Raw genomic sequence first — 23,696 nt, 5'->3', positions numbered from 1 at the left:
TTAGATAGTCGGTTTGATTTCTTCATGCATATTTCCTTTTAAGGTTATTCAGCATTCTCTTTTAGAAAGCCTTTTTGTGTACTCTCTTTATGCTCTGATCGTTTTTTTGCAAAATAGAATGTTTATCTGAATGATTTAAAAATTTTGTATTGTTTATGTGGAACGTAATCATTGCTTTTTTTAGCTTTATCAATTGTTTAGGGTACAGCGCAATTTGTCTGATGAAACTTTACGGTGACATCACCCCCCCCTTAGTTGTAATTTATGCAAAAAGATCAGATTAAACGCTAAATTTATGTATGCTTAGTGAGTCAGAGCGACCACTTTTGCATGCTCAACTTTCCGCGGTAAAATGTCTTGTTGTTTTGCTTTTTCAGGCTCGATGGTTACTGTTACTTTTTCTGCTTTGATTGCTTTGGGGCTAGCAGATTTAGTGTATTTCTCACCCTTGTTTTCCTTTAATTGATGCGTGCTTAGTGTTGAATACGCTTCTAATCTTTGGGAGGATACAAATTGCATGTTCTGTTGTAGTGCTTTTCCTTGTTTGAAGATTTCTATAATTTCTCTTGCATTATTTACTGGTATGCCAATACTTTTAGCCAGTTCTTGCTCATTACCCTCCCTTAGGGCTTTACGCTCACTTAGTGAGAGACGCTCCTGTAATTTGGTCATATAAGTGTTTATCTCTGCTCTTAGTTCAGGAGATTGCGATAGAATTCTTTGTTGTTGTTCTGGTGGTAAAGAACAAAGATTTTGCATCCATTCACCCGGCATTTCTACTGATTTTTCACAACGTTTTTGTTCTATGTGATGGTTTTCCAGAATGTCCTTTTCTTCAGTTCTTATAGAATGTACATAATCACAGATGGCATGACTCAAGGGTAAAACATTTATTTCTGCATGTGAGCGTGCACCACTTTTTAAGCTACCTATACCGATACCACGAAGTTTATGGATAGATTGAGGAAATTCTTCAACTTGTCGTGCAAATTTCTCTCCTTCAGAGACACCATCACTTGTTATTGGAATTTTAATCTCTGAAAGTTTTTGCTGCAAAATATACGGATCACCATAAACAACTTCGCACAAAGTTTCAATTTTTTTTCTGCACTTCTGGACTAGTGAGCTATTTTGAATTCTTTCAGCAATTTCTTCTCTTGTAAGAGGCGCTATTTTTTCTCCTGGGATGAGTGCTCGTTGCAAGTCTTCAGTTATTGCTACTGACTTGTCGGCTTGTCTTGTTTTCTGTATGATTCCTGTTGTTTTCTCTACAGTTACTGTTACTTTTTCTGCTTTGATTGCTTTTAGGCTAGGTGCTGAATATGCTTCTAATCTGTGGGAGGATAAAGATTGCATATTCTGTTGTAGTTCTTGTCCTTTTTTGGCGATTTCTGTAATTTTTTTTGCATGATTTACTGATGTGCCAATACTTTTAGCTAGTTCTTCGTAATTATTTAACCTTAAGGCTCTACGCTCATTTAGTGAGAGACGCTCCTGTAATTGGCGCATATAAGTGTTTATCTCTGCTCTTAGTTCAGGAGATTGCGATAAAATTTCTTGTTGTTGTTCTTTTGGTAAAGAACAAAGATTTTGCATCCATTCACCCGGGATTTCTATCGATTTTTCACAACGTCTTTGTTCTGCGTGATGCTTTTCCAGAATGTCCTTTTCTTCCAATCTTATGAAATGTACATAATCAAAGATGGCATGACTCAAGGGTAAAACATTTACTTCTGCATGTAAGCGTGCACCACTTTTTAAGCTACCTATACCGATACCACGAAGTCTACGGATAGATTGAGGAGATTCTTCAATTTGCCGTGCAAATCTCTCTCCTTTAGAGATATCTTCAAGGGTTATTGGAATGTCAATCTCTGAAAGTTTTTGCTGCAAAATATGCGGGTTACCGTAAACAATTTTGCACAAAGTTTCAATGTCTTTTCTGCACCTCTGGACTAGTGGGCTATTTTGAACTCTTTCAGCAATTTCTTCTCTCGTGAGAGAGGGTACTTTTTCTCCTGGGATGAGTGTTTGTTGCAAGTCTTCAGCCATTGGTGCCGTGAAGGAAATGCGGTCACCAATTTTTAATGTCTTTATTTGCTCTGGTGAAAGATGTTTTTTATTTCCTACAATAAAAGTACCTTTAACATCTATCATAAAGCCATTATCCCCCGCGCCTCTATATATGCCATCGTAAGTCTGGCCATCTTTTGCTGCAACAGCAAAACGATAATTTCTTTCATCAAGCCCGAGCTCTCTCATGGCATTGGTGAATTCCTTTAAAACAAGCACTTTTTCTGGATTGGAGATATCCTCAAGGAGATGCTTCATTGGTTCTGGGTTGCCGTGATCTATCGCTTCAACATTGACAAATAGCTTGCGTTTTCTTGGTACAAGAGAAAAATCCAGATTATGGCCTGCCGATTGGGCAAGTTTTTCAAAAAACATACGTTGCGTGCGCCTATTACCTTCTCTGAAAGGGTGCATATGGTGCAAATTTATCATCAGCCCTGTTGTATACTCAACAAATTCTTTTCGGGTTAAACCTTTCAAATAATTTGTTTCGGAAAGTACTTGATCTAAATTTTTCAGCCCTTCCCTTACCTTTTTGCTAGAGGCAAAAGGCGTTTTAAATTCCTTTCTTTTTATTTCTGATTGCGAAGCGACAGTGCCATCTTTAAAGGTAAAGGAGGTATCACGGGTATGACCGGCCCATTCAAATGTATGCCGAAACAAGCGCTGATGAATATGTTTTAAATAGGAAGAATCAATTTTTTCTGGCAGAGGTTCTTGGTACAGTTTGATCATTTCTTGTGCGACATCATGAGCACATTGTTCATTTAATACTTTTTGCTCTTTGATGTTATACTTATTTTTAAGTACTTTGCTCTGAGGATAAAAGAAATTTTCCGATGTTACATTTGCTTTCTTCTGGGGCTCTGTTTTAGCTGCTCCGTGCTGTTCTTGTAATTTTTCTTCCATCATGGATGCAGACTGTCCAGCTTGAGTTTTTTTCATGGAGATTTCCTTTCACGTTTTCTCAATATCAATATTTGTTTTGAAAGCCTCTTTAGTGCACACCCTATCTCTGACTTTGTAGCTTTTTATCTAAAGGAGACCGCTCCTTAGGTGATTCAAAAGATTTCGCTTTATTTGTATGGATCATGACTAATGTTTGTAATTGTTATGAGGTATTATTATATAAATTTATCAGTTAGTTAGGTAGAATAACAAAAACGTTTTGTCTTATATTTGGTGTAATCTATGTAAAATGATTACACCAAGGGTTTAGGTTAAAAATCAGAGCTTATGGAATTTAGCTCGCAAAAGCCATTGCTTTTGCTGGTGTAGCTGTGCGTGGTCGTACATCTTGTAATCTCTTTTCTGCTTGTCTGGAGGTTTCGGCAATTCCTTGAAGCCTGCTTTCTGATAGGTGTTCAGTCAATCGAGAAGATTGTAAGACGCTTTCCTGTGTTAGCAAGCTTTCATCCAACCCAGTAGCTGCTTCTTGGTGTCTTTGTTGTTGTTGTTTCTGATGGGTTTGTGTAATGCTTTCTCTTACTTGTTTTACAAGCTCCGTATAATTATCAATGGCTGTACATAAAGAGGGGAGATTTGCTTCAGCTCTTTTACGTGCTTCACTTCTTATGCCAAGCATTTTCTTTCCAGCAAGTGGTGAGAAAAATGTAGGATAATTTCTAATTTGCCATGAAAGCTCTTCTCCCATTCCGGGACTTTTTTGAATCTCTTCAGCTCTTTGCTGAAAAATAAGTGGGTCGCCATAAACAATATTGGACCAATAACAGATTTCTTCTTGAGCATATTGAACCGAAGGATCTCTTTGAACTCTATTGGCAATTTCTCTGTTTGATAGAGGGATCATAACCTTTTCAGTTTTTTGTTCATGGCGTTTTTGTTTTGCATGAGAAGTCTGCAAAACTTTTTCTTGTAAGTGTTGTTCAGTGCGTTTTGAGGTTGCCGCAACTGTGCGTGGTCGTACATCTTGTAATTTCTTTTCTGTTTGTCTGGAGGTTTCGGCAGTTTCTTGAAGCCTGCTTTTTGATTGGCCTTCAGTGAGTTGAGACGATTGCAAGATGCTTTCCTGTCTTAGCAAGCTTTTATCCAATCCAGTAGCTGCTTCTTGGTGTCTTTGTTGTGTCTGATGGGCTTGTGCAATACTTTCTCTTACTTGTTTTACAGTCTCCGTATAATCATCAATGGCTATACATAGAGAGGGGAGATATGCTTCAGCTCTTTTCCGTGTTTTATTTTTTATGCCAAGCACTTTCTTTCCAGCAAGTGGTGAGAAAAATGTAGGATAACTTCTAATTTGCCATGAAAGCTCTTCTCCCATTCTGGGACTTTTTTGAATCTCTTCAGCTCTTTGCTGAAAAATAAATGGGTCGCCATAAACAATATTGGCCCAATAACAGATTTCTTCTTGAGCATATCGAACCGAAGGATCTCTTTGAACTCTATTGGCAATTTCTCTATTTGATAGAGGGAGCGTAGCCTTTTCAGTTTTTTGTTCTGCATGAGAAACAAACAAACTGCTTTCTTGTGAGTATTTTACAGTATATGCATAACTACTAATAGCAGAACATAGGGAAGAAACACTTTCTTCAGCTTGTCTGCGCTTCTTATTTTTTATGCCAAGAATTTTTTTACCAGCAAGCTTAGAAACAGAATGAGGGTATGTTGCAATCTTCCATGAGAATTGTTCTCCCATAGCAGGATTTCTTTTAATCTCTTTTGTTTCCTCTTCTAAAATAAGTCGGTTATCATAAACAACGCCAGACCAAAATCGAATTTCTTCCTGATATGCTTCGAGCAATAGGTTTCGTTGCATTATATTAGGAGATGACTCTTTTATGTGAGATGGTTTTTGTGACGCAGGAGTTGCGTATAGGATTTCACTTTCTTGGTCTGATGAATTGTCTTGCTTCTTATCTATTGCGCGCGGTGGTTTTTGTGGAGCAGGTGTGGCATAGTGTGGCTCTTCTTCTAGCTTTGCTTTATTTAATTTTTCTCCCAAGTGTGACAGTTTTTGCGAGACAGGTATATCATATAGAACTTCAGGATTTTGTGTTTTTATGCGCTCATGGTCTTTTGCACGAGATGATCTTTGTGGAGTGGCCCTTAGGTGTAGAGTTTGGCTATCTTGTGGAGCTATATTGCTTTGCTCCGTGTTTCTTACATAAGACGTTGTAGGTGGAGTAGCCGTTGTATGTTCACCTTTTTCTGGAGATTTTGGATGAGATGATTTTTGAACATTTTGCGTAACTCTAGGGTTAGCTGGTGCTGCAGCCGATTGTTCATTGCGTCTTTCAAATTCTTCCACCATGCGCGCTACAAGAGGGGAGAGTTGATTTTTTTTCATGCAAATTTCCTTTCAAGCTGTCTCAATATTTTGAAAACTTTGTTGACGTACTCTTCATTTTCATAAATTTTTTCTTTCAAAAGAGGATGTCAAATTGAATGATTTCAAATGATTTTGTGTTGTTATGCAGATCATGGTTGATGTTTGTAACATTTACTTACACAATTAATTAATGAGGTTAATCATGAGGGATTGTGATGAAACTTTTCCTTAAATTACGTACCTTTCTTGGTGCAAAACATTCTGTAGGAGTTGCACCAAGAAACCAGATGAAAAAGCGAAAGTTTATGCAGGTTTAGCTGGCGAAAGCTATCGCTTTTGATTGTAGAGCTCTGCGTGGTCTAACGTCTTGCTGTCTTTCCGGAACACGTCTAGAACTCTCAGGTATTTCCTGAGGTGCAGCTGCTGATAAGCCCTCAGACGGTTGAAGAGATTGTGATAAGCCTTGACTTGATCTCACAGACATTTCACTCTGTTTTTGCCCTTCTTGTTGGGTTTGGAAAATGCTCTCTCTTGCTTGTTTTACAGTGACTGCATAATTTTCAACAGCACAACATAAGTGTGAAAGACCTGCTTCGGCATGTTTGCGCGCTTTATTTTTTAAGCCACACATACTGACACCGGCAAATTTACCAAAATCCTTAGGACTTTCTCCAATTTCCAATGAGAATTCTCTTCCCATATCAGGGTTTGTAAACAACTCCCCAATTCTTTCTTGCAAAATATTCTCGTTGCCAAAAACAACTTTGCACCAATATCGAATTTGTGCAGCATGTAGTTTGACCATTGGTTTTTGGTTAATTTGTTCGGAAATCTCACTATTTAAAAGGAGGTCTCTTTCACTTCCAGAATGAAGCGGACTTTGTAGAATTTTGTCTACTGCATCGCGCCCTATTAATTGTTCATAGGATGCTAGTGCTACTTCTGGAGTCGAAGACAAACCTTGTCTTGCATGTTTTATAGCTTCTGCATAACATTCAACACTCCCACAAAGGAGAGGAAGACTTCCTTCTGCTTCTTGGCGCATCCTATTTTTTATGCCAAATGTTTTCCTACCGGCAAGTCCATGAACACTTTCAGGATTTACTGCAAGCTGCCCTGAGAGTTCTTCTCCTTTACCAGGATTTGTAAACAGTTCTCCAATTTGTTCTCGCAAAACATATGAATTGCCATAAACAACTCGGCAACACTGATGGATTTCTTCTTTATATGCTCTCACCAATTGGTTGTGTGAAATTAAACTTGAAATTTGTTGTTCTGAGAGAACAATTCTTCCCCTTCGTGGAGGTACTGTTGCGTAGACAGCTTCTTCTTTTCTTGAAGTTTGTCCTGCATCGAGAATATTTTCTTCAAAAAGAGAATTTTCATCCTCTTCAGGTATCGGAGGAAGCCTTGTTCCTGGTCTCGTAATTGTGCTGTATATGGGTTCGTGATTAATTGTGCTGTATATGGGTTCAGGATTTCCATCATCTCCTTCTTGCATAAAAGAGGATGTCGATTTGGGATTAACCGATGAAGGCAGACCGCCTTCTTGCTCTCTAGTCACAATATTTCCTGCAGATTGTTGATTTCCTGCAGATTGTTGTATATTTCCTGTAGATTGTTGTTGTTCTTTTTCTTCTGGGTGAGGAGACGTTTTTTTGTTTTTTAGAGAAGATTTCGTGGAAGAAGCCTGCGAAGCAGCTGCCTCTTGGGCCCTTTGTTCGTAGAGTCTTATAAGTTCTTGTACCGAACGCTGTGGAGAAAAAGAAGGTTGATTTTTTTTCATGCATGTCTCCTTTCAATAATGTTCTAGAAAACCTCTTTGGCGCACTCTCCACCTTTATGTTTTTCATGAAAGATCTCAATTCGAATGGCTCCAAAGACTTGCGCTATTCGACAATGAGGGTAAATGAAATTTATGTCTTTTATACAGTTTTTTTGTGAAATTTTATCAATAAGTTATATAAAATTACGAAATGTATTTTGATGAAATTTTTCTGTAACATTTCATAACAATTCTTGGCACAATCAAAAGAAAATGATTTGTGCCAAGCAATCAACTAAAAGGTAAAAATTTATGCGTTTTTATATTATGCATGCTCACATAGCAAAAGCCATTCCTTTTGAGTGAGCAGCTTTGCGTGGTTGCCTACTTTGCTCTGGAACAGTGGGTTGTTTTTCTCTTGTGTGATGATGAGATTTTACTTTTACCTGTTCTTCTCTTTCTACCTGTTGTTCTCTTGTGTTTTCAGGGCCTTTGTGTTTTCGGTACTGACGTTCAATATCATTACGCACCTTCTCTACAATATTTACATGTTTTTCAAAAGCCGAACAAAGAGAATTAAATTCTCCTTCAGCCTGTCTCCGTTTTGGACTTTTTATGCCGAAAACTTTTCTACCTGCTAACTTACCCACACTCTGAGGGTTTGAAGCTAGATCCCATAAGACCTCTTCTCCTGTACCAGGGTTTTCAATAATGGAGTTAAGTTTCTCCTTTAAAGCATCCGGGTTACCATAAACAATTGCGCACAAATGTGAGATTTTTTCTTCACCATATCGGACTCCTACGTGCCTTTTAAGCTCTTTATTAATATCTCCTAGGGGAGGGGTTGACCTTCCTGGGTGAGCTGCTGCACGGGTAGCTTCTTGTGACGGTTGAGGGGAACGTCTTCCATTTCCGCCCGCAGCAACTGCTGCATAAACAGTTTCTTCTGGTTGCCGGGGATGCTGCCCTCCACGTCTTTCAAAGTCAAGATCTGCATAAACAGTTTCTTCTGACTGTCGAGGGGAACGTCTCCCATTTCCGCCCGCAGCAACTGCTGCATAAACAGTTTCCTCTAGTTGCCGGGAATGCTGGCCTCTACGTCTTTCAAAATCAAGATCTGCATAGACAATTTCTTCTGATTGTCGAGGGGAGCGTCTCCCATTTCCGCCTGCAGCAATTGCTGCATAAACAGTTTCCTCTAGTTGCCGGGAATGCTGCCCTCTACGTCTTTCAAAATCAAGATCTGCATAGACAGGTTCTTCTGGTCGCGAGGGACCCTGTCCTCGATGTGGTTTATTAACCTTTGCGTAGAGGGGCTCTGGATTCGCTGATGTAGAAGGGTGTGGGTGACTTTTTTTCATGCATGTTTCCTTTCAATATTTTTAAAAAACCTCTTTGGTGCACTCTCCACCTTTATGCTTTGATAGCTTTTATACCAAAAGGAAGATATTAATCTGAATGACCTCCAAAGACTCGCGCTATTCAAAAGAGGAAAGTAAACAACATTTATGTCTTTTATACAGTTTTTTTGTGAAATTTTATCAATAAGTTATATAAAATTACGAAATGTATTTTGATGAAACTTTTTTGTAATATTTTCTAACAATTTTTGGGAACAACCAAGCTAAAATGACTTGCACCAAGGATCAAAGGAAAGGCCAAAGCTATATTTGTATTTAGCTAGTAAGAGCTATCGATGAGGGGCAACTAAGTTTGAGGGTTCGCATTTGACATTGCGCTTTTTTGGTGAGATTTACGATGTGTGTAATTTCTTTTGCTTTGCTTTCTGATACACCAAGCGTGCAAGAAAGTTTTTTATAGTCCTTTTGTTGTATGGCTTTACGGTCCTCTGGTGATAAACGATTGTGTAATTGATGCGCAAAAACATGGAGTTGTTGTCGTAGTGTAGAAGAATCAGACAAAGCGTTTTTTTGTTGTTCTGGTGGTAAGGCAAGAAAGTTTTGCAAGTCTTGCTCCGGTTTTTTGATAGAGTGGCTCAAGCGTTTTTGTTCTCTTGCGTGCTGTTCTAGAATTTCTTCCTTTGTTTGTTGTACAGTTGTCGTATAATTTTTAAGCATTTCACTAAGCTGTGGTATATGCTCTTCAGCTCGTTTGCGTTCTGAACTTTTTATGCAAAGCATTTTTATTCCCGCAAATTTACAGATCAATTGAGGATTTTCAGCAATGTGATCAGCGAATATTCTGCCCAAGCTTGGATCTGCATTTATCATATCCATTTTTACATTTAGGATTTGCGGGTTATTATAGATAATCTTTGATAAGCGCTCGATTTCTTTTCGTCGTACTTCGACAAAGGGATCCTTTGCAATTCTTATGGTTAATTCTTCATTTGTAAGAGGTGCTAATGTCTCTTTTGGAATGAGCACTTCTTTTAAGTTCTGCGCATCTGGTTTTTCAAAACAGATGCGTGCACCGTTTTGTAATGTCTTAATTTGCTCTGGTGAGAGTTCATCTTTGTTGCTAACCACAAAAACATCTCCAACCTCTATGACAAAACCTTCTGCTCCCATACCTTTATAGATGCCGTCATAAATCTCACCTTCTTTTGCCGCGATCACAATACGATCGTTGATTTCCACAAGTCCGGCATTTTTCATGTGAGAAATAAATTCCCTTAAAACAAGCGATTTCTGGGGATGCGTAATATCTTCAAAGAGATGTTTCATTGGTTCTGGATTGCCATGTTGCATTGCTTGAATACTTGCCTGTTTCAGACGTTCTTTTGTTGTAAAAGAAAAGTCAATCTGATGGCCTGCAGCTTGTCCAAGTTTTTCCATGAACATTCGCTGTGTGCGTCCATTACCTTTTCTAAAAGGATGTATATGGTCGAGAAGTATAAAGATTTCAGCAGCACTTGTAGCAAATTCTTGACGTGATAAGCCCCGTAAATTATTCTTTGCGCTAAGCATTTGCTCTAATTGTTTAAGCTCTTTTTGAATCTGTGGACCGATGGCAAAAGGAACTTCAAAGCCTTTAGGGCGCATTGCTGACATACGGGCTGTACTGCCATCTTCAAATGTAAAAGGTTTATCACGAGTCTGACCGGCCCACGCAAAACTTTTATGGAAGAGTGCCCAGTGAATTGTTTTCAAATAAGCAGCATCAAATCTTTGTGGTAGTGGTTCATAACGAAAATTTATGGCTTCTTTGGCTGCATCATGGGCACAGCGTTCATACAATTTTTTAGGATCTTTGATGCCATATTTATTTTTCAAGGTGTTGCTATTTTTATATAGATAATTTTGCTCTAACATATATTCTCTCCTTATAGGCTAGGGTGACTGATGAGAATGTGTTAAACTTTTTGTGTAAAAAGTTCCCCCTTCGCGTATTGTTTTGAGATTTTGAGCATTTATGGATGGGCATCATTTCCTTAAGTACATAGGCGATTGATAGCTATATTAATTCTTAGGGCAATTTTGTAATTCTTCTTATGTGAGAAATACAGAGTGCTCTGTTCGGGTTGTTTATGCACGTTGTCTTTTTTCATTTTTTTATGGAACACTTGTTTGGTGGATTTTCTCCCTTGTTTATTAGGGGTAAAAATGACAGTCTTTCTAAGTATTTTTCTGCAAAAATTCTTTTATGGAGAGGTAGAGTATGAATTTTGTAGTCATGCTCGCCATTGATAATCTGGTTGTTTTGGAGTCTTTCATAAAGAATAATAGTGCTGGTAAGCACACGCCTAAAAGAAAGAATTAAAAACGTTTCTTTCCCATATTTTTTTGTTGAGTCATGTGAAAATTCCTTTTAAATAGGCTTTTATGAAACAGAACTTAGGGATCTTTTCAATTGTTCTTTGCTTGTGGGGCAAAACGGTTCTTTTCAGCAGCCGCTAACATTTCTTTTCTTCTAAAATAGATCGCTCGACCACATCGTAAAGGGGGATGACCCTGCATCAGAATAATTTGTTCATCTTGACGCATTTCTTGAATAATTTCGTGAGGTAAAATCAGTGCTCTTTGTTGATAATTAATGTTATAAGAGCCTTTTCCAAAAGATAAACCTCTCGATTTGCTTGTTCCGGTTACTTCCACTGTCATTTGACCACAGCGCTCTGAAATGTCTTTGGCTGTTTGAAGGTCTTTAATGGCAGCATAACTTACAAATGAACAGCTTTCAAACCATGATCGTGCTCCTGCTTCTCCAAAGTGATTGACCAACTGACCAGTAGATTGGTAAAAGAGCATTAAGGATGTACCGTATTTACGGCCACGATCGCGCGCTTCTTCTAAAATATTCATATAACCAAGAAGATCAACTTCATCTAAGACAAACAAAACACGTTTTTTGTAATTTCCGTCAGCTGTAACCATTGCATTTAAAAAGGCACCAATAATCACACGTCCAATTGCTGGGTAACTGTTTAAAATGCTAGCGGGAAGATTGAGAAAAACATCTGTATTTCCGTTTGCGATATCCGAGGATGCAAAATCATTGCCACAGACAAGATTAGCGTAATTGGACAAGGAAAGCCACTGAGTGTCTTTTGATGCTGTTGTATAGACACCTGAAAAAGTTTGTTCTGCCATTTCTGTGAAAATACCAACCATTTCACGAATAAAAGGAGAAGGTGTTGTTTCTTGAATCATACGCAATTGATTTACGACAGCTGTTTCTGATTGAGAGAGAATGCCGCGCAATGTTTTTAAATTGCGTTCACTGTCTTCATATTCATCAGAAAATATAACATGCGCAAGAAGAGCGGTTAAAAGATTATGCGCTTGTGTCGAAAAATATTCTGCTGAAGAATTCTCTGATTTTTTATCCGTGAGAAGCAATTTAGCAAAACCCACAATATTAGCTTCACGTCTTGTACGCGGAATACTATCGTCTAAAAGCCAATCAAGTACATTAAAATTTTTTGTTATGATTGAGTTGGGGTCGAGAACAATAACATTTCTATTGCCCATTTTCTTCCGCGCAAATCTAACCATAGGAGCAACTTCGGTTGAAGGGTCAAGGCAAACAATAGATCCTGGATATGTTAAACATGTTGGAATGACTGTACTTGTTGTTTTATATCCACCAGATCCGGCAAAAAAGATCATATGGGTTGAACCGAAATCAAGATTAAAGGACAGCAAAGGCACTGTTCCACCCTTTCCCCATGTTGTTTTATTGCCAGGCGCAAAGGGTATATCACGTACGCTATCTTGATCAACGCGGTATCTTTCACCAACAACAATTTGACCATTAGCCGGAAAAATTTTTGCTGCATCTTTTAAACGCATCCATGAAGCATCACCAAAAATTCCTTTTTTGGCACGCTTGATCTTACTTGTGCGTGGGGAAGCCGCTATAACCTGAATTGCTAAAAGCGCAACACCGATGATAGTGCCAAAGACTACCATAGGATCCATAAACTTTAGAGCATAGCTCCAAGTTATGCCTTGTTGGCCAACATAGGGACTTAAACGTTGTATCTCACCACCAATATGATATAGAGCAATGATCCCAAAAAAGACAGCTGATACAAATGTGATCTTTTTGCGCAAGTGCAGTTGTTGTGAGAGAGTATAAAACAGTGATACGGTAGCAACCATTACCAACATCAATAAAGGCTCTAAACGAAGATACCAATAAAGTTGAGAAGTTTTTAGCCCATTTGTGAAAAACGACAGCAAATGAGGTATGAGGAATATTGTTAAAATCCCTAAAGCAATTGGCGCTAAAATAAGCGCTAGCTGTGTTTTTGTATATTTCATTTTTACCTTATCTTTCAGTTTTCTCCAGATATGTTATTCATAATATTTTTAAAATTGACGGTAGAGTATTAAACGGTTTACTTTTTTCATGAGCGGAAAAATGTTAAATACCTCTCAGTTTTTGTATTCAAATAGAGGACATAAAGTCTCATACTTTTTAGATAGCCATAGAGAGCATTTCTGAACGATTTACTGCACGTTTTTGTATTTGCTGGTGAGCTTCTCTGATTTTCTGAATGGTTTGTGTGAGCTCTTTTGCTTTAGATACGGATGTGCCAATACTTTCAGCGAGTTTCTCATAATCATGGTTCTTGAGTGCTTTATGCTCGTTTAAGGAAAGACGATTATGTATTTTGTTCCTCAAAACATTAAGTTCTTGTTTTAGTGTAGGGGAAGAAGACAAAATTTCTCTTTGTTGTTCTTGTGGTAAAGAAAGGAGTTCTTGTAAGCTTTTACTCGGCATTTCTACCACTTGTTCTCGGCGTTTTTGTTCTGCTTTATGCTCTTGTGTGATTTGCTTTTCAGCATCTCTTACAACATAGGTATAATTTGCAATTGCATCACTGAGTAGCAAAGTATGTTCTTCAGCATTTATACGAGCCTGATTTTTAAAGCAAATAAGGTCGATACCTGCAAGATTAGCAACAGAGCGAGGAGAGTCCGCTATCTGTCTAGCGAGTATGTTTCCGAAGTTTGGATTCTTAATTATCTCTATCGTCTGTTTATTTAATGTTTTTGAACTGCCATAAACAATTTTTGACAAAAGCTGAATTTGTTGTCGAGTTGTCTGGACAAGAGCATCTTCTGCAATTAATCTGGCAGTTTCATTTTTTGTCAAAGAGGCTAATGTCTCTTTTGGAATAAGCGTATTTTCAAGCTTTTCGGCTGTTGGAGCTGTAAAGGTAATTTTATCACCGGGTTTTAATGTTTTTAATTGTTCTGGTGTAAGATCATCTTTATTGCCGATGATATAAGCACCCTTCACGTTAAACGCAAAACCTTCAAAACCAGCACCTTTATAGATGCCTGAGTAAGTTTCACCCTCTTTTGCAACCATAACAGGACGATCATTTACATTGCGTCCTGTCTCTTTTATGTTATCCATGAATTCTTTTAAAACACGAATTTTTTTTGGATTAGAGATATCCTCAAACAGATGCTGCATAGGTTCTAGGTTGCCATCTTCTGCGACCGCAACACTGGCAACCATCATTCGCTCTTTTGTCACAAGCGAAAATTCAAGCTGATGGCCTGCAGCTTGTGCAAGTTTTTCAAAGAAAATTCGTTGTGTGCGTCCATTTCCTTCTCTGAAAGGGTGAATATGATTGAGGGAGTTGAACAAGTTGACTGCTTCATGGGTAAATTCTTCACGTGTTAAGCCTTTCAAATTGTTCTTTTCAACAAGTGTTTGATCTAATTTTTGTAATCCTTCTTGGATCTGATCACCGATTGCAAAAGGAAGTGTCCATCCTGTTCTTTGCATTTCTGGCATGGTGGCAGTGGTACCATCAGAAAATTTAAAGTATTCATCACGGGTATGACCAGCCCATTCAAATGTATTTTTAAACAAGTGAAAATGAAGATATTTTAGATAGGAGGAATCAAAACGTTCTGGAGCCGATTCAAGGCGCAGGTTGATCATTGCTTTTGCTGAATCATGTGAACATTTTTCGAGAAGAGTTTTAAGATCCTTTATTCCATATTTATTTTTCAGTGTAACACTATTAGGATAAGTATAATGGCGAGGGGAAGGAATGATAGATGAGGCATTTGTTTTTTTAAATTTTAGTTTTGGCATCATTCCTTCCTTATAATGTAGCATTGTCCATAAGGGTGTTAAATTCTTCTAATGAAATATTTCCCTTCGCATATTCTTCTAAAATCTTGAGCGTTTTAGAATGAAGCGTTATCCCTTCGAGTGCATGACTGTTGATGGTTGCATCAACTGCTTCACGTCGTTTTTTCAACTCTTCCGCTGTTATTGGAAAAAGATTTTCTGTTGTCTTTATTTGCAATCTATTCTTCCTTTTTTGTTTTTCAATAATTGCCTTTAAAAAGCCTTTTTAAAAAGGGGTAACTCTTTTTTAATTACCACCAAAGATGTTTCGTTGTTTGAACGGGTCGTAATAAATCTCTGTGACTTTAAATTTTCCTTCAATCCTTTTACATTGGATGATGATGTCAATCATTGAAATCAAAAGACCACGGATATCATCACGCTCTAAATTATTTCCTCCTTCACTTTCTTTGACCAAAAGAGTCATTTGTTCAAAAGCAGCAAGTGCTGTCGAGGCATGAACTGTTGTAATAGAACCGGGGTGTCCTGAATTGACATTGCGGATATAATAAAAGGCTGTACCATCTCGAAGTTCTTGTAAAAGAATACGGTCAGGACGCATACGTAATGCAGATTCGAGCAGTTCTTTGGGACCAACAGAGGCTAAACCTTGGCCGTCTTTTGAATAGATCATAGAAACGTGGTTGGGTTGAGGCACAACCAATTCTTGTGTATCTTCGATAGTTATAATACGCTCATTACTAGGGATTTTAGCGATTAATGCTTTTGACAATGTTGTTTTACCAGAGCCGGTTTTTCCGGAAATCAAAATATTTTTTTGACGTTTTACAGCCTGATTTAAAAAGAAGACAAAATCCTTATTATAATAAGCGGTTACTAAGCTATGCTCAATGTTTTTGAGTTCGTTAAAATGTGATTGATAATCATTTAAAGGTGTGAATGTCACTTGTTCACACAGCGAAAAAAGACCGTTATTTGAAAGATCTTCAAGAGAAAAACTCCGTGATGAGGGTTTGCGAATTGTCATACTGATCGTATCTTTTTCTACTGCCGGAGGAATGACAATTTGAATACGCTCATTATTCGGTAAGGTAGCAGATAATATCGGATTTTTGTCCGATATATTTTGTTTAGAATAAGAAGCAACAACTTTAGCAATTCCCATAAGCTCATGAAATGAGAGGGCTGGTACTTCTATTGTTTTCCACCCCTCAATTCCTTCGGTCATCACTTGATAGGGACGATTGATGACAATTTCAAAAAGACTATCGTCTTTCAGAAAAGTGTGGATTGGTTTAAGTTTTGTTAAAACAATAGCGACGGTTTCATCATTCAGCTTTTCCAAATTTTGGGTCATTTCAAAGTTACCGTGGAATTTTTATAGAAGTTTCTTGAAAGGGCTCGATTGGTGATTTGTTTTTTGCTTTCGATTACTTGCAATTTATAAACATTGGAGAAATCTAAATCACGAGCAACAAAAACATTCACCATTTCTCCTTGGTTTTTGGTTAATGTTGGCGGAATATTGGCGTAATTTTCTACGAGGATATTTGCAATATTGGGTCCAGAAGAAAGTGTTTCAGTGTCGTTCTTTTCTGGTCCTTTTGATAAACGACCTTTCGCATAATTTGTTGCATCTTTGACAATTGATACAAGAAGCGCAGATCCAATCCGTTCTAACCAATGATTATCAACATCACCATCAACACCAGAACGTCCTAAAGCATCCGTTGCTGGTGAAGCTAAAGTGATAATGATACCATTTGGTGTTTTGGCTCTATTCCAGAGGACAAAGAGACGATTTTGTCCTTTTTTTAATCCAGCACGATATTCACCAACAATTTGAGTGCCTTTATCAAGGAGAACAACGCGTCCGTTGTCTGATAAAATATCTCTGGAAACAATACAACTGGTAAATCCTTGTTGATCACTGCTGATTGCTGTTTCTAAGATACAGGGAATGGAAGTCCCCATCGTAATGATGTAATTCCGATTACCAAGTGTTGAAGCGCGGATACCTTCAAGGGTTGTTGGCTTGAGAAGATGATTAAAACGCTGTGCTGTTTCATCAGGTTTGTTTTCAAGTTTGTTAGACAAAACGCCGGCATTTATTGCTGTGCTCATTTTGTTTTGCTGTGTACTTGCGTAGGCTAATACAGGAGCACGTTGTGCAGCTTCCATGAGAGAATCATCATTGGATTTTTTTTGATTTATTTTGGGTGTTGGTAGCTCGACTTTGGGCAACAGAACGCTATTTTTTTGGGTCTGTTCAAAAGATACAGGCTTTAGTTGTGTAGGGCGAAAAAATTCTGTTTGTTTAATAATTCCTTCTTTGGGAAGTTCAACGGGTTGTTTTTTGTCTGTGACAAGCGTTGAATATGCTAAATAAATACAGACACCAAAAAGAATAACAAGAGCAACTGCTTTGCCTATATTACTATGTTGTTTGTTTCCTTGAAAGTCTTTTATCATATCGCGATCATTGATATTTTTTTCATCCATTTCGTTATTCATCGCTGATTTCCTATGTTCACTTTACGTTGTACAGAGGGTGATGTTGTCCCAGTTTCAGGATTAATTCCTTCAGGCACGAACCTTTTATTGAAAATGCACAACACGTCGTTTCCACGGCGCAAAGTAAATTGTGCAGCTGTGGCATGAACAATGACTTTGTTGCCTTTAATTGATTTTGGAACAAGAGATTCTTGTCCATCACGTGAGACAAGATAAATAGTCGGGATTTCAGTATTGCCCAAAAATGTAAATGTTGTTGTTTTACCGTTGTCATAAACAGATGTAGGTTCAATTAGAGTTGAGCCCTGCGCTTCATAAGCCCAATTGCGTGGACCAAAGTCTTCATGGGTATTAAAAATATCATTGACAAAATTTTCTTCGCGCTGTGCAGCTTTTGCTGCTTCGGCTAATTGCTTACGTAAGGCTTCATCTTCTGGATAACGAAACTTTACCAGAAAATATGTGTCATTTCCTGCTGAAACATCGCCTTCACGCACTTGGAGTTCAAATTGATAAGAGCGTTTTGTGCCATCTTGACGGCTTGTTACAATTTGTAAATTCGTGATGGGCTGAACTTCACGTGGTTTTAGAAAAACAAAATGACCTGCTGGGGCAACTTGCCAAGCAACGGAATTGCCTATCCCTACATAAGTTACTTCTTCATCCTCAGCAAATTCAATCTGGACTGAAGAACGAATAGAGCCAATCACTTGTATGACATTATATGGATCATAATTCACAAATCTAATGCGATTGTCTTTACGTGCACTGACAGGTGCTGTTTCCGCAAATGACGGAATCGTATGACAGCTTATCGCAACAATAAAAGCGAAAAAGATTGTTTTTGAAAATTGAATCATTTTATCACCTCTGGATCGGATCTATATTCCGACACTTGGAAGCCAAGTGGGTTGATTAAGCGGTCATCTGTTGAAATTTGTGCGTTAATATAGGAAAAGTTTAAAATCGAAACCCAATGGGAAATACTTTCTTTTCCATTGGGTTCTTTGATTGTTTTGTAATAACGCACTTGAATAAGATCGTTGCTTAAAAAGGAGATTGATTTTATCGTGACCGTAACAATCATGTTTTGATAGATATTTTGCGGACTTTCTGGATTGTTGCCTGCATACCATTTTGCAAAACGATTTTGTTCTCCTGGTGAAGATAAAAGAGAGATCAAGCGAAAATTATTTTCTGCTTCTGATGCCAGAAATCCCTCGCGTGCACGAACATATTTGCTAGCAAAATAGCGTGTTATCGCTTCATCATAGTTGTTTGGAGATTCTTTTAAAGCACTCACTGTCTCAACAATACCTGTTGAATTATCAACGCGGATCACAAAAGGTTCTACGGTTTTTAAGGGTGTTAGTGCTGCCACAGCCAAAGCTAAGGCAATTATTATTAAGCCAAAAAGCACCGTTAAAATCATGGCAATTTTCATTTGCAAACGCATGCCATGCATACGATCAATATCGAATGAGCGAGCTTCTTTTACATATTTATCAAATGCATCACTTTTCACGCGTGGCCTCCACAGTTTTCTCAAAAGGCGTTTCATGGTTTATAGGATTTAATAAAGCTGTATTAATCCTTACGTCAGCTGTTGCTTTTTCACTTTCTAGGGTGTTGAGAATAATAGGTGTTGTGACGGGCTTTATGATTTTTTCTTGCAGAATGAACCCATTATTGTTCCAATCCCACTTATCTTGATTTAAAGCACGGGTATGTTTGCCATTACATCGGGGTGGTTTTTTGGGGCCGCTCAGAGAAGCACAGCCGGTAAGAGCAATGGTTAGAATCACAAAAAAAGTTATTTTTCGTTTCATTTTTGAACTCATAAATACTTTGAAATACAACGCATGGGGCTTTTGCTCTGAACCATCTTACAAAAGCATCTGATAAAAAATTTTTATTGGTTTTGTGAAACCAAGAATATCAGATGTTTCATACAAGAGGTGCGCGGAGCGTGCATTAGAGAACGCACGCAATGCAAAAATAAGAACTCTGGTTTTTTTTAAGAGGTGTTTGATATTAAAAGTTGCCACGGCCTTGTCCTCCCATTTTTGCTGCTTTGCTTGCGGTTCCTGCCACTTTTCTTGCAGCACCTGCTGCACCAGAGATTTTTGAAACTGCGCTTTTTGCTGCATTACTACCAGCTTGAGCACCACCAGAAAGCATCGATAAAACCGGTCCTCCTGAAGAGAAGCCAGCGTTAAAGTATGGTCCACCAGAAGCTAGAGCAGAAGCAATGCCAGGCAATGCACGGAAAAGAATAGCTCCTACTATCGAGATGACAACAACAGGGGGAAAGAGATAATAGATCGAATCATATGTACCTTTGAGAACGTGTATGATAATTTGACACATAATCGTACCAAGCATGATTACTAAAACTTGCAAAATGGTAAAATTAACCAATGTAGTAATCCATGCGTCAGTGAATTTTCTGGTTGCATTGAATAAATAAAAACTAATGAAAAGCGGCCCAAGACCTATAATCATTACAAGTGCAACCTGTGCAAACATTTGCACGATAAAACCACCTATACAAAAGACAATAACAGCCAAAATCATTAAAGAACCAAGAAGGCCAACCATGATCTTTTCAAGAAACCAAGCTTTAGATAAGACCTCATTATAGCGTGAACTTGCCTCTAACAAAATATGATCAAAAACATTGGATTTTGTTGGGTTGTTGTTGAGCGCATTCCCAATAGCGTTTGCTAAATCATTAAAGAAAATATCTTTAACATAGATATTAAATGTATCCGCATTCGTTGCCATTGTTGTAACAACAACGATTTTAACAACATTGTTAAGAAGACTATGCATGGAAAGAGCAACGCGACCCGTCATAACATTATAGCCATACAGAAAAATGAAAATGATTGACGCAAGATTGAGTGGTGCTGAAATAGCAGAAGATAAACCACTCACCGTTGTATTCATTACATTATCAAGAGGGGCTAAAATATAATTAGAGATGTTCTCGAACGGAGCAAAACTAAAATTGGACATCAGATTTCTCAAGTTCTTCTTTTAATTTTTCGGCAATCCTTTTGTGTTCTTCTTGTGCTTTTTCTTCATGGATTTCTTCTTTTGTTTTTTTGTTTTTTTCTTGAATCATAGCAAGAGACTGAAGTTTTAAAGCATCTGCTTGAATCTTTGCCTGCACAAGGGCCAGTTCCATTTGAAGAGCTTGCAGTTCTTCTGATTTGGGTGGTTGTTTTGCGTTAAATTTATTATTTATTTTCTGGATTTCTGTTATAGTTGTCGTTGTACTTTCGAAAATTGACTGAGCTGTGTCCGATTCTGCAGTGTCTAGTTTTTGGGTGTTCTCTACTGCACTTTTATAGTATTCATCAACAGATGATGTGTTTTGTGACGTTGCATGAGAGATGAAAGACAAAGATAACAGTGTGACTAAGCCGTATTTTTTCATTGATTTTCTCTCCTTTGATGAAATATGGGCAGCCATTTGGCGGGGTCTGTTCCATATTCGTTGATAATTTGGTTCATAAGTTCGATATTTTTAGTTGTGCCGCTTAAGACAGCGATTTCATCATTCATTCCACGTAAGTTAAGTTCTGCGACGACAGAATTTTGTCCTTGTTTGATGAGAAAACGACGAGATTCTCTGCTTAATTCTGATTGTATTAATTCAAATTCACGCTCAGTCAGTTTAAAATTTTCAACATAGTCGTCGTAATTTGCTTTTTGATTTGGAAAAAATATTTGAGTAGGACATTGCTCAATAATTGTGTGGGCGATTGTTGAGTTTAAAGCATCTTTAGGGCTTTGCGTCGCAAACAGCATCATGCCATTTTGTTTACGGATCGTCTTGAGGCGATCTTGTGCAAAAGCTTTAAATGAATCATCTTCAAGCGCTTTCCAAAATTCATCAATGACGATAATAATGCGTCGTCCATCAATAAGATGCAGAATGCGGTGAAACAGATACATCATCAAGGGACGCCGAATTTCTTCATTGTCTAAGAAATCTGTCATATCATAGCCGATGAACTGCGCGTTTAAATTGAGATCATCTTGATCGTTATCAAATACCCAGCCTAAGGCATTACCTTTGATCCAGGGTTGTAATCGTATAGCAATTCCTTCTTTTGATGTGTTATCAAAAAACAGTTGAAGAGCGCCAAGAGAGCGTTGTGCATGGGGTAAACTTTCCAACGAATCAATGGCTTTAGCGATATCTTGTCGCTCTTGTTCTGTTACTGTTTGTCCTTCAGTTGTTACGAGCTTTAAGACCCAATTGCGCAGAAAGACTTTGTTTTTTTCGGTATATTCCATACCTTTTAACGGTGCAATGCCAGTGGGCTGCCCGTTTTTTAAAGGTTTATATTTTCCACCTCCTGCCCGCACAAAAATCTCTGCTCCCTGATCTTTATCGAAAAAAACCATTGTAGGATTGTGTTTTTGTAATTGTGCGAGAAGAAAATTAACAATCACTGTTTTACCAGATCCTGATGGACCACAAACAAAGGTGTTGCCAAGGTCACCATAATGAAAATTGAAATAATAAGGTGAACCAGCTTGTGTCTTCAACAATGCTACAGCGGAACCCCAAACATTGCCTTCCAGTTTGCCAATGGGAAAAGAATGAAAGGGCGATAAAGCTGCAAAATTTCTACTGGTAATGGCTCCAGAGCGTGCACGATAGCTAAAGTTTCCTGGCAATTGCGCCCACCATGCTGCTTCCAATCCTAAATCTTCTCTGGCGATAACTGCGCCTCCATTGGTTAAATGCGAACGTGCTTTAGATAGGTTTTCAGCCAATATTTTTGGATGATCCGCAAAAACAGCTAGAGAAATGTGATGTTCGCCCAAAACAAAACGGTTTGACTCTAAGTCATCGAGTGCTTCATCAAGTGCTTCAATTTGTGAGCTGGCACGATCGGCTACATTAATCATTTGATTTTGTTTACGGCCCATAATGACACTGGCAGCGGCTTTACTTTTAAAGACAAAGGATTGTGTTAAAATGAATTCAAATGGTACTGTTAGTAAACTATCGGTCATACCTGGGCGTGTCCTCGAGGGATATTCTTTCCACCCAAACATGCCAACAAAGCGTTCATTGCTTTCATGGCGAATTTCAATAATTTCTTTACCAAAAATAACACGATCTGAGTAAATCGTTGAAGCAATAGTACCAAATGTGAGGGGAATACGTTCACGCCTTCCTCCCACTAATTGGTGTAAAAATTCACTTTGTTCAGAAAATAAAATGCCATCATGTTCATAAATTGATAACAAGCGGGCATCATAAGCTTCCAAACCTTGGATAAAATCTTGGCTTAATTCTTCGAGTTTCTGAATGGCTTCCATATCAGGTTCAGATTGTGTTTTCTTCGCTTTTGTTAAGCGCTGAAAAAATGAGGCAAGCTGTTCGGTTTTATCTGATGCCGGATTCCAAAGCAGTGAAACAAACAGATCATTTCTATAAAGCTCTTGTGAAACCATTTTCTTTTTATATTTTTCATCTAATGCTGCTGCAAAGGACGAAAAAAAATGTCCTTCTGGATAAAGCATCTCACGACGACGGATAATATGAGAATATAAAGCAACACGTTCATCCGCAATATTTTTCAAGAACGTATTTAGTTGGTTATGTAAGGAATTTAATTGATCGATATCTGCAGTGTCAAAATTTATACCCTCAATGGCTATCACTGTCATTAAGCAGCGTGAACTTAAGGCAATCACATGTTGATTAACATGTCGTGTATAGGGAATGTATTCTTCAGGTAAAGACTCCCTTTTCATGACTGACGTTTGTTTCATCTGCTTAATTCCTTATAATTACGGATAAGGCATAACGGCGATGTTGATCCTCCTCCCCATCTTTTGAGATTTTTTTGTTTTCCTCGGGTATTGAGCCAAGCAAATAATACGCGAAATTGATTGTGGTCGTGTTTTGTCACTTCACGCAAAACAAAGTGCATACCAATGCCAAGACCAATCATAGTAAACCCGCTTGTTAGAATAAAGAGAATGGAAGTGACTATAATGTTAAGGGCCATCGCTTCCATTGTGACACCGGCAAACATAGCTGGCCTTGTACAAGCAAGGAAAAGGGGATCTTCATTCATTTATGTTGTGCCTATTAATTTATTAACGAGAGCAGGGGCTCCAAAAACAATACCAATACCAATGATACAGTAAGCTGCTTTGCGTAAATCAATAAAGCCGTACATCCAACCAATACCTACGGCAGCAACACATATAATCGCAATGAGTTTTGCTGTTGTTCCCGTCATCATATTAACAATACTACCTAAGACAGTATCAAGGTTACCAAATCCACCAGTAGCAGTAGGGGCAGCATAAGAAGGATTTGATATAACAACCGCCGTTAAAAGTAACATGATAATGATAAATATGATGTTCTTGGATATATTGTTTGTCATTTTACCTCTCTTGAAAAGAATAATTTGTCTCTTGATATCCTCTTATCTCTCATGGTTAAAAGACTCCATTCTTTCACCTTACAGTTCACTTTTTTGT

General features: G+C 38.0%; 18 protein-coding genes. All 18 read right to left on the bottom strand.

Annotation, left to right across the window (positions count from 1 at the left end; all coding sequences use genetic code 11):
• Positions 1–303: 303 nt before the first annotated feature.
• Positions 304–3,018 carry a BID domain-containing T4SS effector gene (locus HWV54_RS02620; RefSeq protein ID WP_005864455.1) on the bottom strand — a complete coding sequence of 905 codons (2,715 nt, stop codon included), beginning with the start codon at positions 3,016–3,018 and terminating at the stop codon, positions 304–306.
• Positions 3,019–3,316: 298 nt separating this feature from the next.
• Positions 3,317–5,380 carry a BID domain-containing T4SS effector gene (locus tag HWV54_RS02615; RefSeq protein WP_005864457.1) on the bottom strand — a complete coding sequence of 688 codons (2,064 nt, stop codon included), beginning with the start codon at positions 5,378–5,380 and terminating at the stop codon, positions 3,317–3,319.
• Positions 5,381–5,675: 295 nt separating this feature from the next.
• Positions 5,676–7,148 (bottom strand): BID domain-containing T4SS effector, encoded by a 1,473-nt coding sequence (locus HWV54_RS02610; RefSeq protein ID WP_005864461.1) that lies wholly within the window; start codon positions 7,146–7,148, stop codon positions 5,676–5,678.
• Between the two features lie 314 nt (positions 7,149–7,462).
• A complete protein-coding gene (locus tag HWV54_RS02605; RefSeq protein ID WP_176953551.1) occupies positions 7,463–8,488 on the bottom strand; it encodes a BID domain-containing T4SS effector in 1,026 nt (341 codons plus the stop codon).
• A gap of 315 nt (positions 8,489–8,803) precedes the next feature.
• Entirely contained in the window at positions 8,804–10,402 is a 1,599-nt protein-coding gene (locus tag HWV54_RS02600) for a BID domain-containing T4SS effector (protein WP_005864465.1), read from the bottom strand.
• Positions 10,403–10,936: 534 nt separating this feature from the next.
• Positions 10,937–12,856, bottom strand: a complete 1,920-nt coding sequence (traG, locus tag HWV54_RS02595; protein ID WP_005864467.1) for a Ti-type conjugative transfer system protein TraG — start codon at positions 12,854–12,856, stop codon at positions 10,937–10,939.
• 157 nt (positions 12,857–13,013) lie between these two features.
• The gene (locus tag HWV54_RS02590) at positions 13,014–14,654 is read right to left on the bottom strand and encodes a BID domain-containing T4SS effector (RefSeq protein ID WP_005864469.1); all 1,641 of its coding nucleotides are present in this window, start codon (positions 14,652–14,654) and stop codon (positions 13,014–13,016) included.
• A 10-nt stretch (positions 14,655–14,664) separates the two neighbouring features.
• Entirely contained in the window at positions 14,665–14,871 is a 207-nt protein-coding gene (locus HWV54_RS02585; RefSeq protein ID WP_005864471.1) for an antitoxin VbhA family protein, read from the bottom strand.
• 69 nt (positions 14,872–14,940) lie between these two features.
• A complete protein-coding gene (gene virB11, locus HWV54_RS02580; RefSeq protein ID WP_005864473.1) occupies positions 14,941–16,011 on the bottom strand; it encodes a P-type DNA transfer ATPase VirB11 in 1,071 nt (356 codons plus the stop codon).
• Entirely contained in the window at positions 16,008–17,168 is a 1,161-nt protein-coding gene (gene virB10 / locus HWV54_RS02575; protein WP_005864475.1) for a type IV secretion system protein VirB10, read from the bottom strand. The genes virB11 and virB10 overlap by 4 nt, the downstream gene beginning before the upstream one ends.
• Positions 17,165–18,028 carry a P-type conjugative transfer protein VirB9 gene (gene virB9 / locus HWV54_RS02570; protein WP_005864477.1) on the bottom strand — a complete coding sequence of 288 codons (864 nt, stop codon included), beginning with the start codon at positions 18,026–18,028 and terminating at the stop codon, positions 17,165–17,167. Before virB9 ends, virB10 begins: the two co-directional genes overlap by 4 nt.
• Positions 18,025–18,729 carry a VirB8 family type IV secretion system protein gene (locus HWV54_RS02565; RefSeq protein ID WP_198001858.1) on the bottom strand — a complete coding sequence of 235 codons (705 nt, stop codon included), beginning with the start codon at positions 18,727–18,729 and terminating at the stop codon, positions 18,025–18,027. The genes virB9 and HWV54_RS02565 overlap by 4 nt, the downstream gene beginning before the upstream one ends.
• A complete protein-coding gene (locus tag HWV54_RS02560) occupies positions 18,683–18,997 on the bottom strand; it encodes a hypothetical protein (protein ID WP_005864480.1) in 315 nt (104 codons plus the stop codon). The genes HWV54_RS02565 and HWV54_RS02560 overlap by 47 nt, the downstream gene beginning before the upstream one ends.
• Before the next feature lie 205 nt (positions 18,998–19,202).
• Positions 19,203–20,189, bottom strand: a complete 987-nt coding sequence (locus tag HWV54_RS02555) for a TrbL/VirB6 family protein (protein WP_005864482.1) — start codon at positions 20,187–20,189, stop codon at positions 19,203–19,205.
• On the bottom strand, positions 20,176–20,613 hold the full coding sequence (locus tag HWV54_RS02550) for a TrbJ/VirB5 family protein (protein ID WP_005864484.1): 438 nt from the start codon (positions 20,611–20,613) through the stop codon (positions 20,176–20,178). The genes HWV54_RS02555 and HWV54_RS02550 overlap by 14 nt, the downstream gene beginning before the upstream one ends.
• Positions 20,610–22,973 (bottom strand): VirB4 family type IV secretion/conjugal transfer ATPase, encoded by a 2,364-nt coding sequence (locus HWV54_RS02545; RefSeq protein ID WP_005864486.1) that lies wholly within the window; start codon positions 22,971–22,973, stop codon positions 20,610–20,612. The genes HWV54_RS02550 and HWV54_RS02545 overlap by 4 nt, the downstream gene beginning before the upstream one ends.
• Entirely contained in the window at positions 22,970–23,281 is a 312-nt protein-coding gene (locus tag HWV54_RS02540; RefSeq protein ID WP_005864488.1) for a VirB3 family type IV secretion system protein, read from the bottom strand. The genes HWV54_RS02545 and HWV54_RS02540 overlap by 4 nt, the downstream gene beginning before the upstream one ends.
• On the bottom strand, positions 23,282–23,599 hold the full coding sequence (locus tag HWV54_RS02535; RefSeq protein ID WP_005864490.1) for a TrbC/VirB2 family protein: 318 nt from the start codon (positions 23,597–23,599) through the stop codon (positions 23,282–23,284).
• Between the last annotated feature and the right edge of the window lie 97 nt (positions 23,600–23,696).

The organism is Bartonella alsatica (assembly GCF_013388295.1).
Taxonomy (GTDB): Bacteria; Pseudomonadota; Alphaproteobacteria; order Rhizobiales; family Rhizobiaceae; genus Bartonella; species Bartonella alsatica.
The sequence above is the reverse complement of the archived record's forward strand: the minus strand, read 5'-3'. Positions and strand labels throughout refer to the sequence as shown.

What these genes read in the sequence shown, in the direction of transcription:
- HWV54_RS02535 (WP_005864490.1), bottom strand. Translation starts at nt 23,599, where the DNA reads ATGACAAACAATATATCCAAGAACATCATATTTATCATTATCATGTTA.
- HWV54_RS02605 (WP_176953551.1), bottom strand. Translation starts at nt 8,488, where the DNA reads ATGAAAAAAAGTCACCCACACCCTTCTACATCAGCGAATCCAGAGCCC.
- HWV54_RS02550 (WP_005864484.1), bottom strand. Translation starts at nt 20,613, where the DNA reads ATGAAAAAATACGGCTTAGTCACACTGTTATCTTTGTCTTTCATCTCT.
- HWV54_RS02610 (WP_005864461.1), bottom strand. Translation starts at nt 7,148, where the DNA reads ATGAAAAAAAATCAACCTTCTTTTTCTCCACAGCGTTCGGTACAAGAA.
- HWV54_RS02540 (WP_005864488.1), bottom strand. Translation starts at nt 23,281, where the DNA reads ATGAATGAAGATCCCCTTTTCCTTGCTTGTACAAGGCCAGCTATGTTT.
- HWV54_RS02555 (WP_005864482.1), bottom strand. Translation starts at nt 20,189, where the DNA reads ATGTCCAATTTTAGTTTTGCTCCGTTCGAGAACATCTCTAATTATATT.
- HWV54_RS02615 (WP_005864457.1), bottom strand. Translation starts at nt 5,380, where the DNA reads ATGAAAAAAAATCAACTCTCCCCTCTTGTAGCGCGCATGGTGGAAGAA.
- virB11 (WP_005864473.1), bottom strand. Translation starts at nt 16,011, where the DNA reads ATGACCCAAAATTTGGAAAAGCTGAATGATGAAACCGTCGCTATTGTT.
- HWV54_RS02545 (WP_005864486.1), bottom strand. Translation starts at nt 22,973, where the DNA reads ATGAAACAAACGTCAGTCATGAAAAGGGAGTCTTTACCTGAAGAATAC.
- HWV54_RS02560 (WP_005864480.1), bottom strand. Translation starts at nt 18,997, where the DNA reads ATGAAACGAAAAATAACTTTTTTTGTGATTCTAACCATTGCTCTTACC.
- virB10 (WP_005864475.1), bottom strand. Translation starts at nt 17,168, where the DNA reads ATGAATAACGAAATGGATGAAAAAAATATCAATGATCGCGATATGATA.
- HWV54_RS02565 (WP_198001858.1), bottom strand. Translation starts at nt 18,729, where the DNA reads ATGAAACGCCTTTTGAGAAAACTGTGGAGGCCACGCGTGAAAAGTGAT.
- HWV54_RS02620 (WP_005864455.1), bottom strand. Translation starts at nt 3,018, where the DNA reads ATGAAAAAAACTCAAGCTGGACAGTCTGCATCCATGATGGAAGAAAAA.
- traG (WP_005864467.1), bottom strand. Translation starts at nt 12,856, where the DNA reads ATGAAATATACAAAAACACAGCTAGCGCTTATTTTAGCGCCAATTGCT.
- HWV54_RS02590 (WP_005864469.1), bottom strand. Translation starts at nt 14,654, where the DNA reads ATGCCAAAACTAAAATTTAAAAAAACAAATGCCTCATCTATCATTCCT.
- HWV54_RS02600 (WP_005864465.1), bottom strand. Translation starts at nt 10,402, where the DNA reads ATGTTAGAGCAAAATTATCTATATAAAAATAGCAACACCTTGAAAAAT.
- virB9 (WP_005864477.1), bottom strand. Translation starts at nt 18,028, where the DNA reads ATGATTCAATTTTCAAAAACAATCTTTTTCGCTTTTATTGTTGCGATA.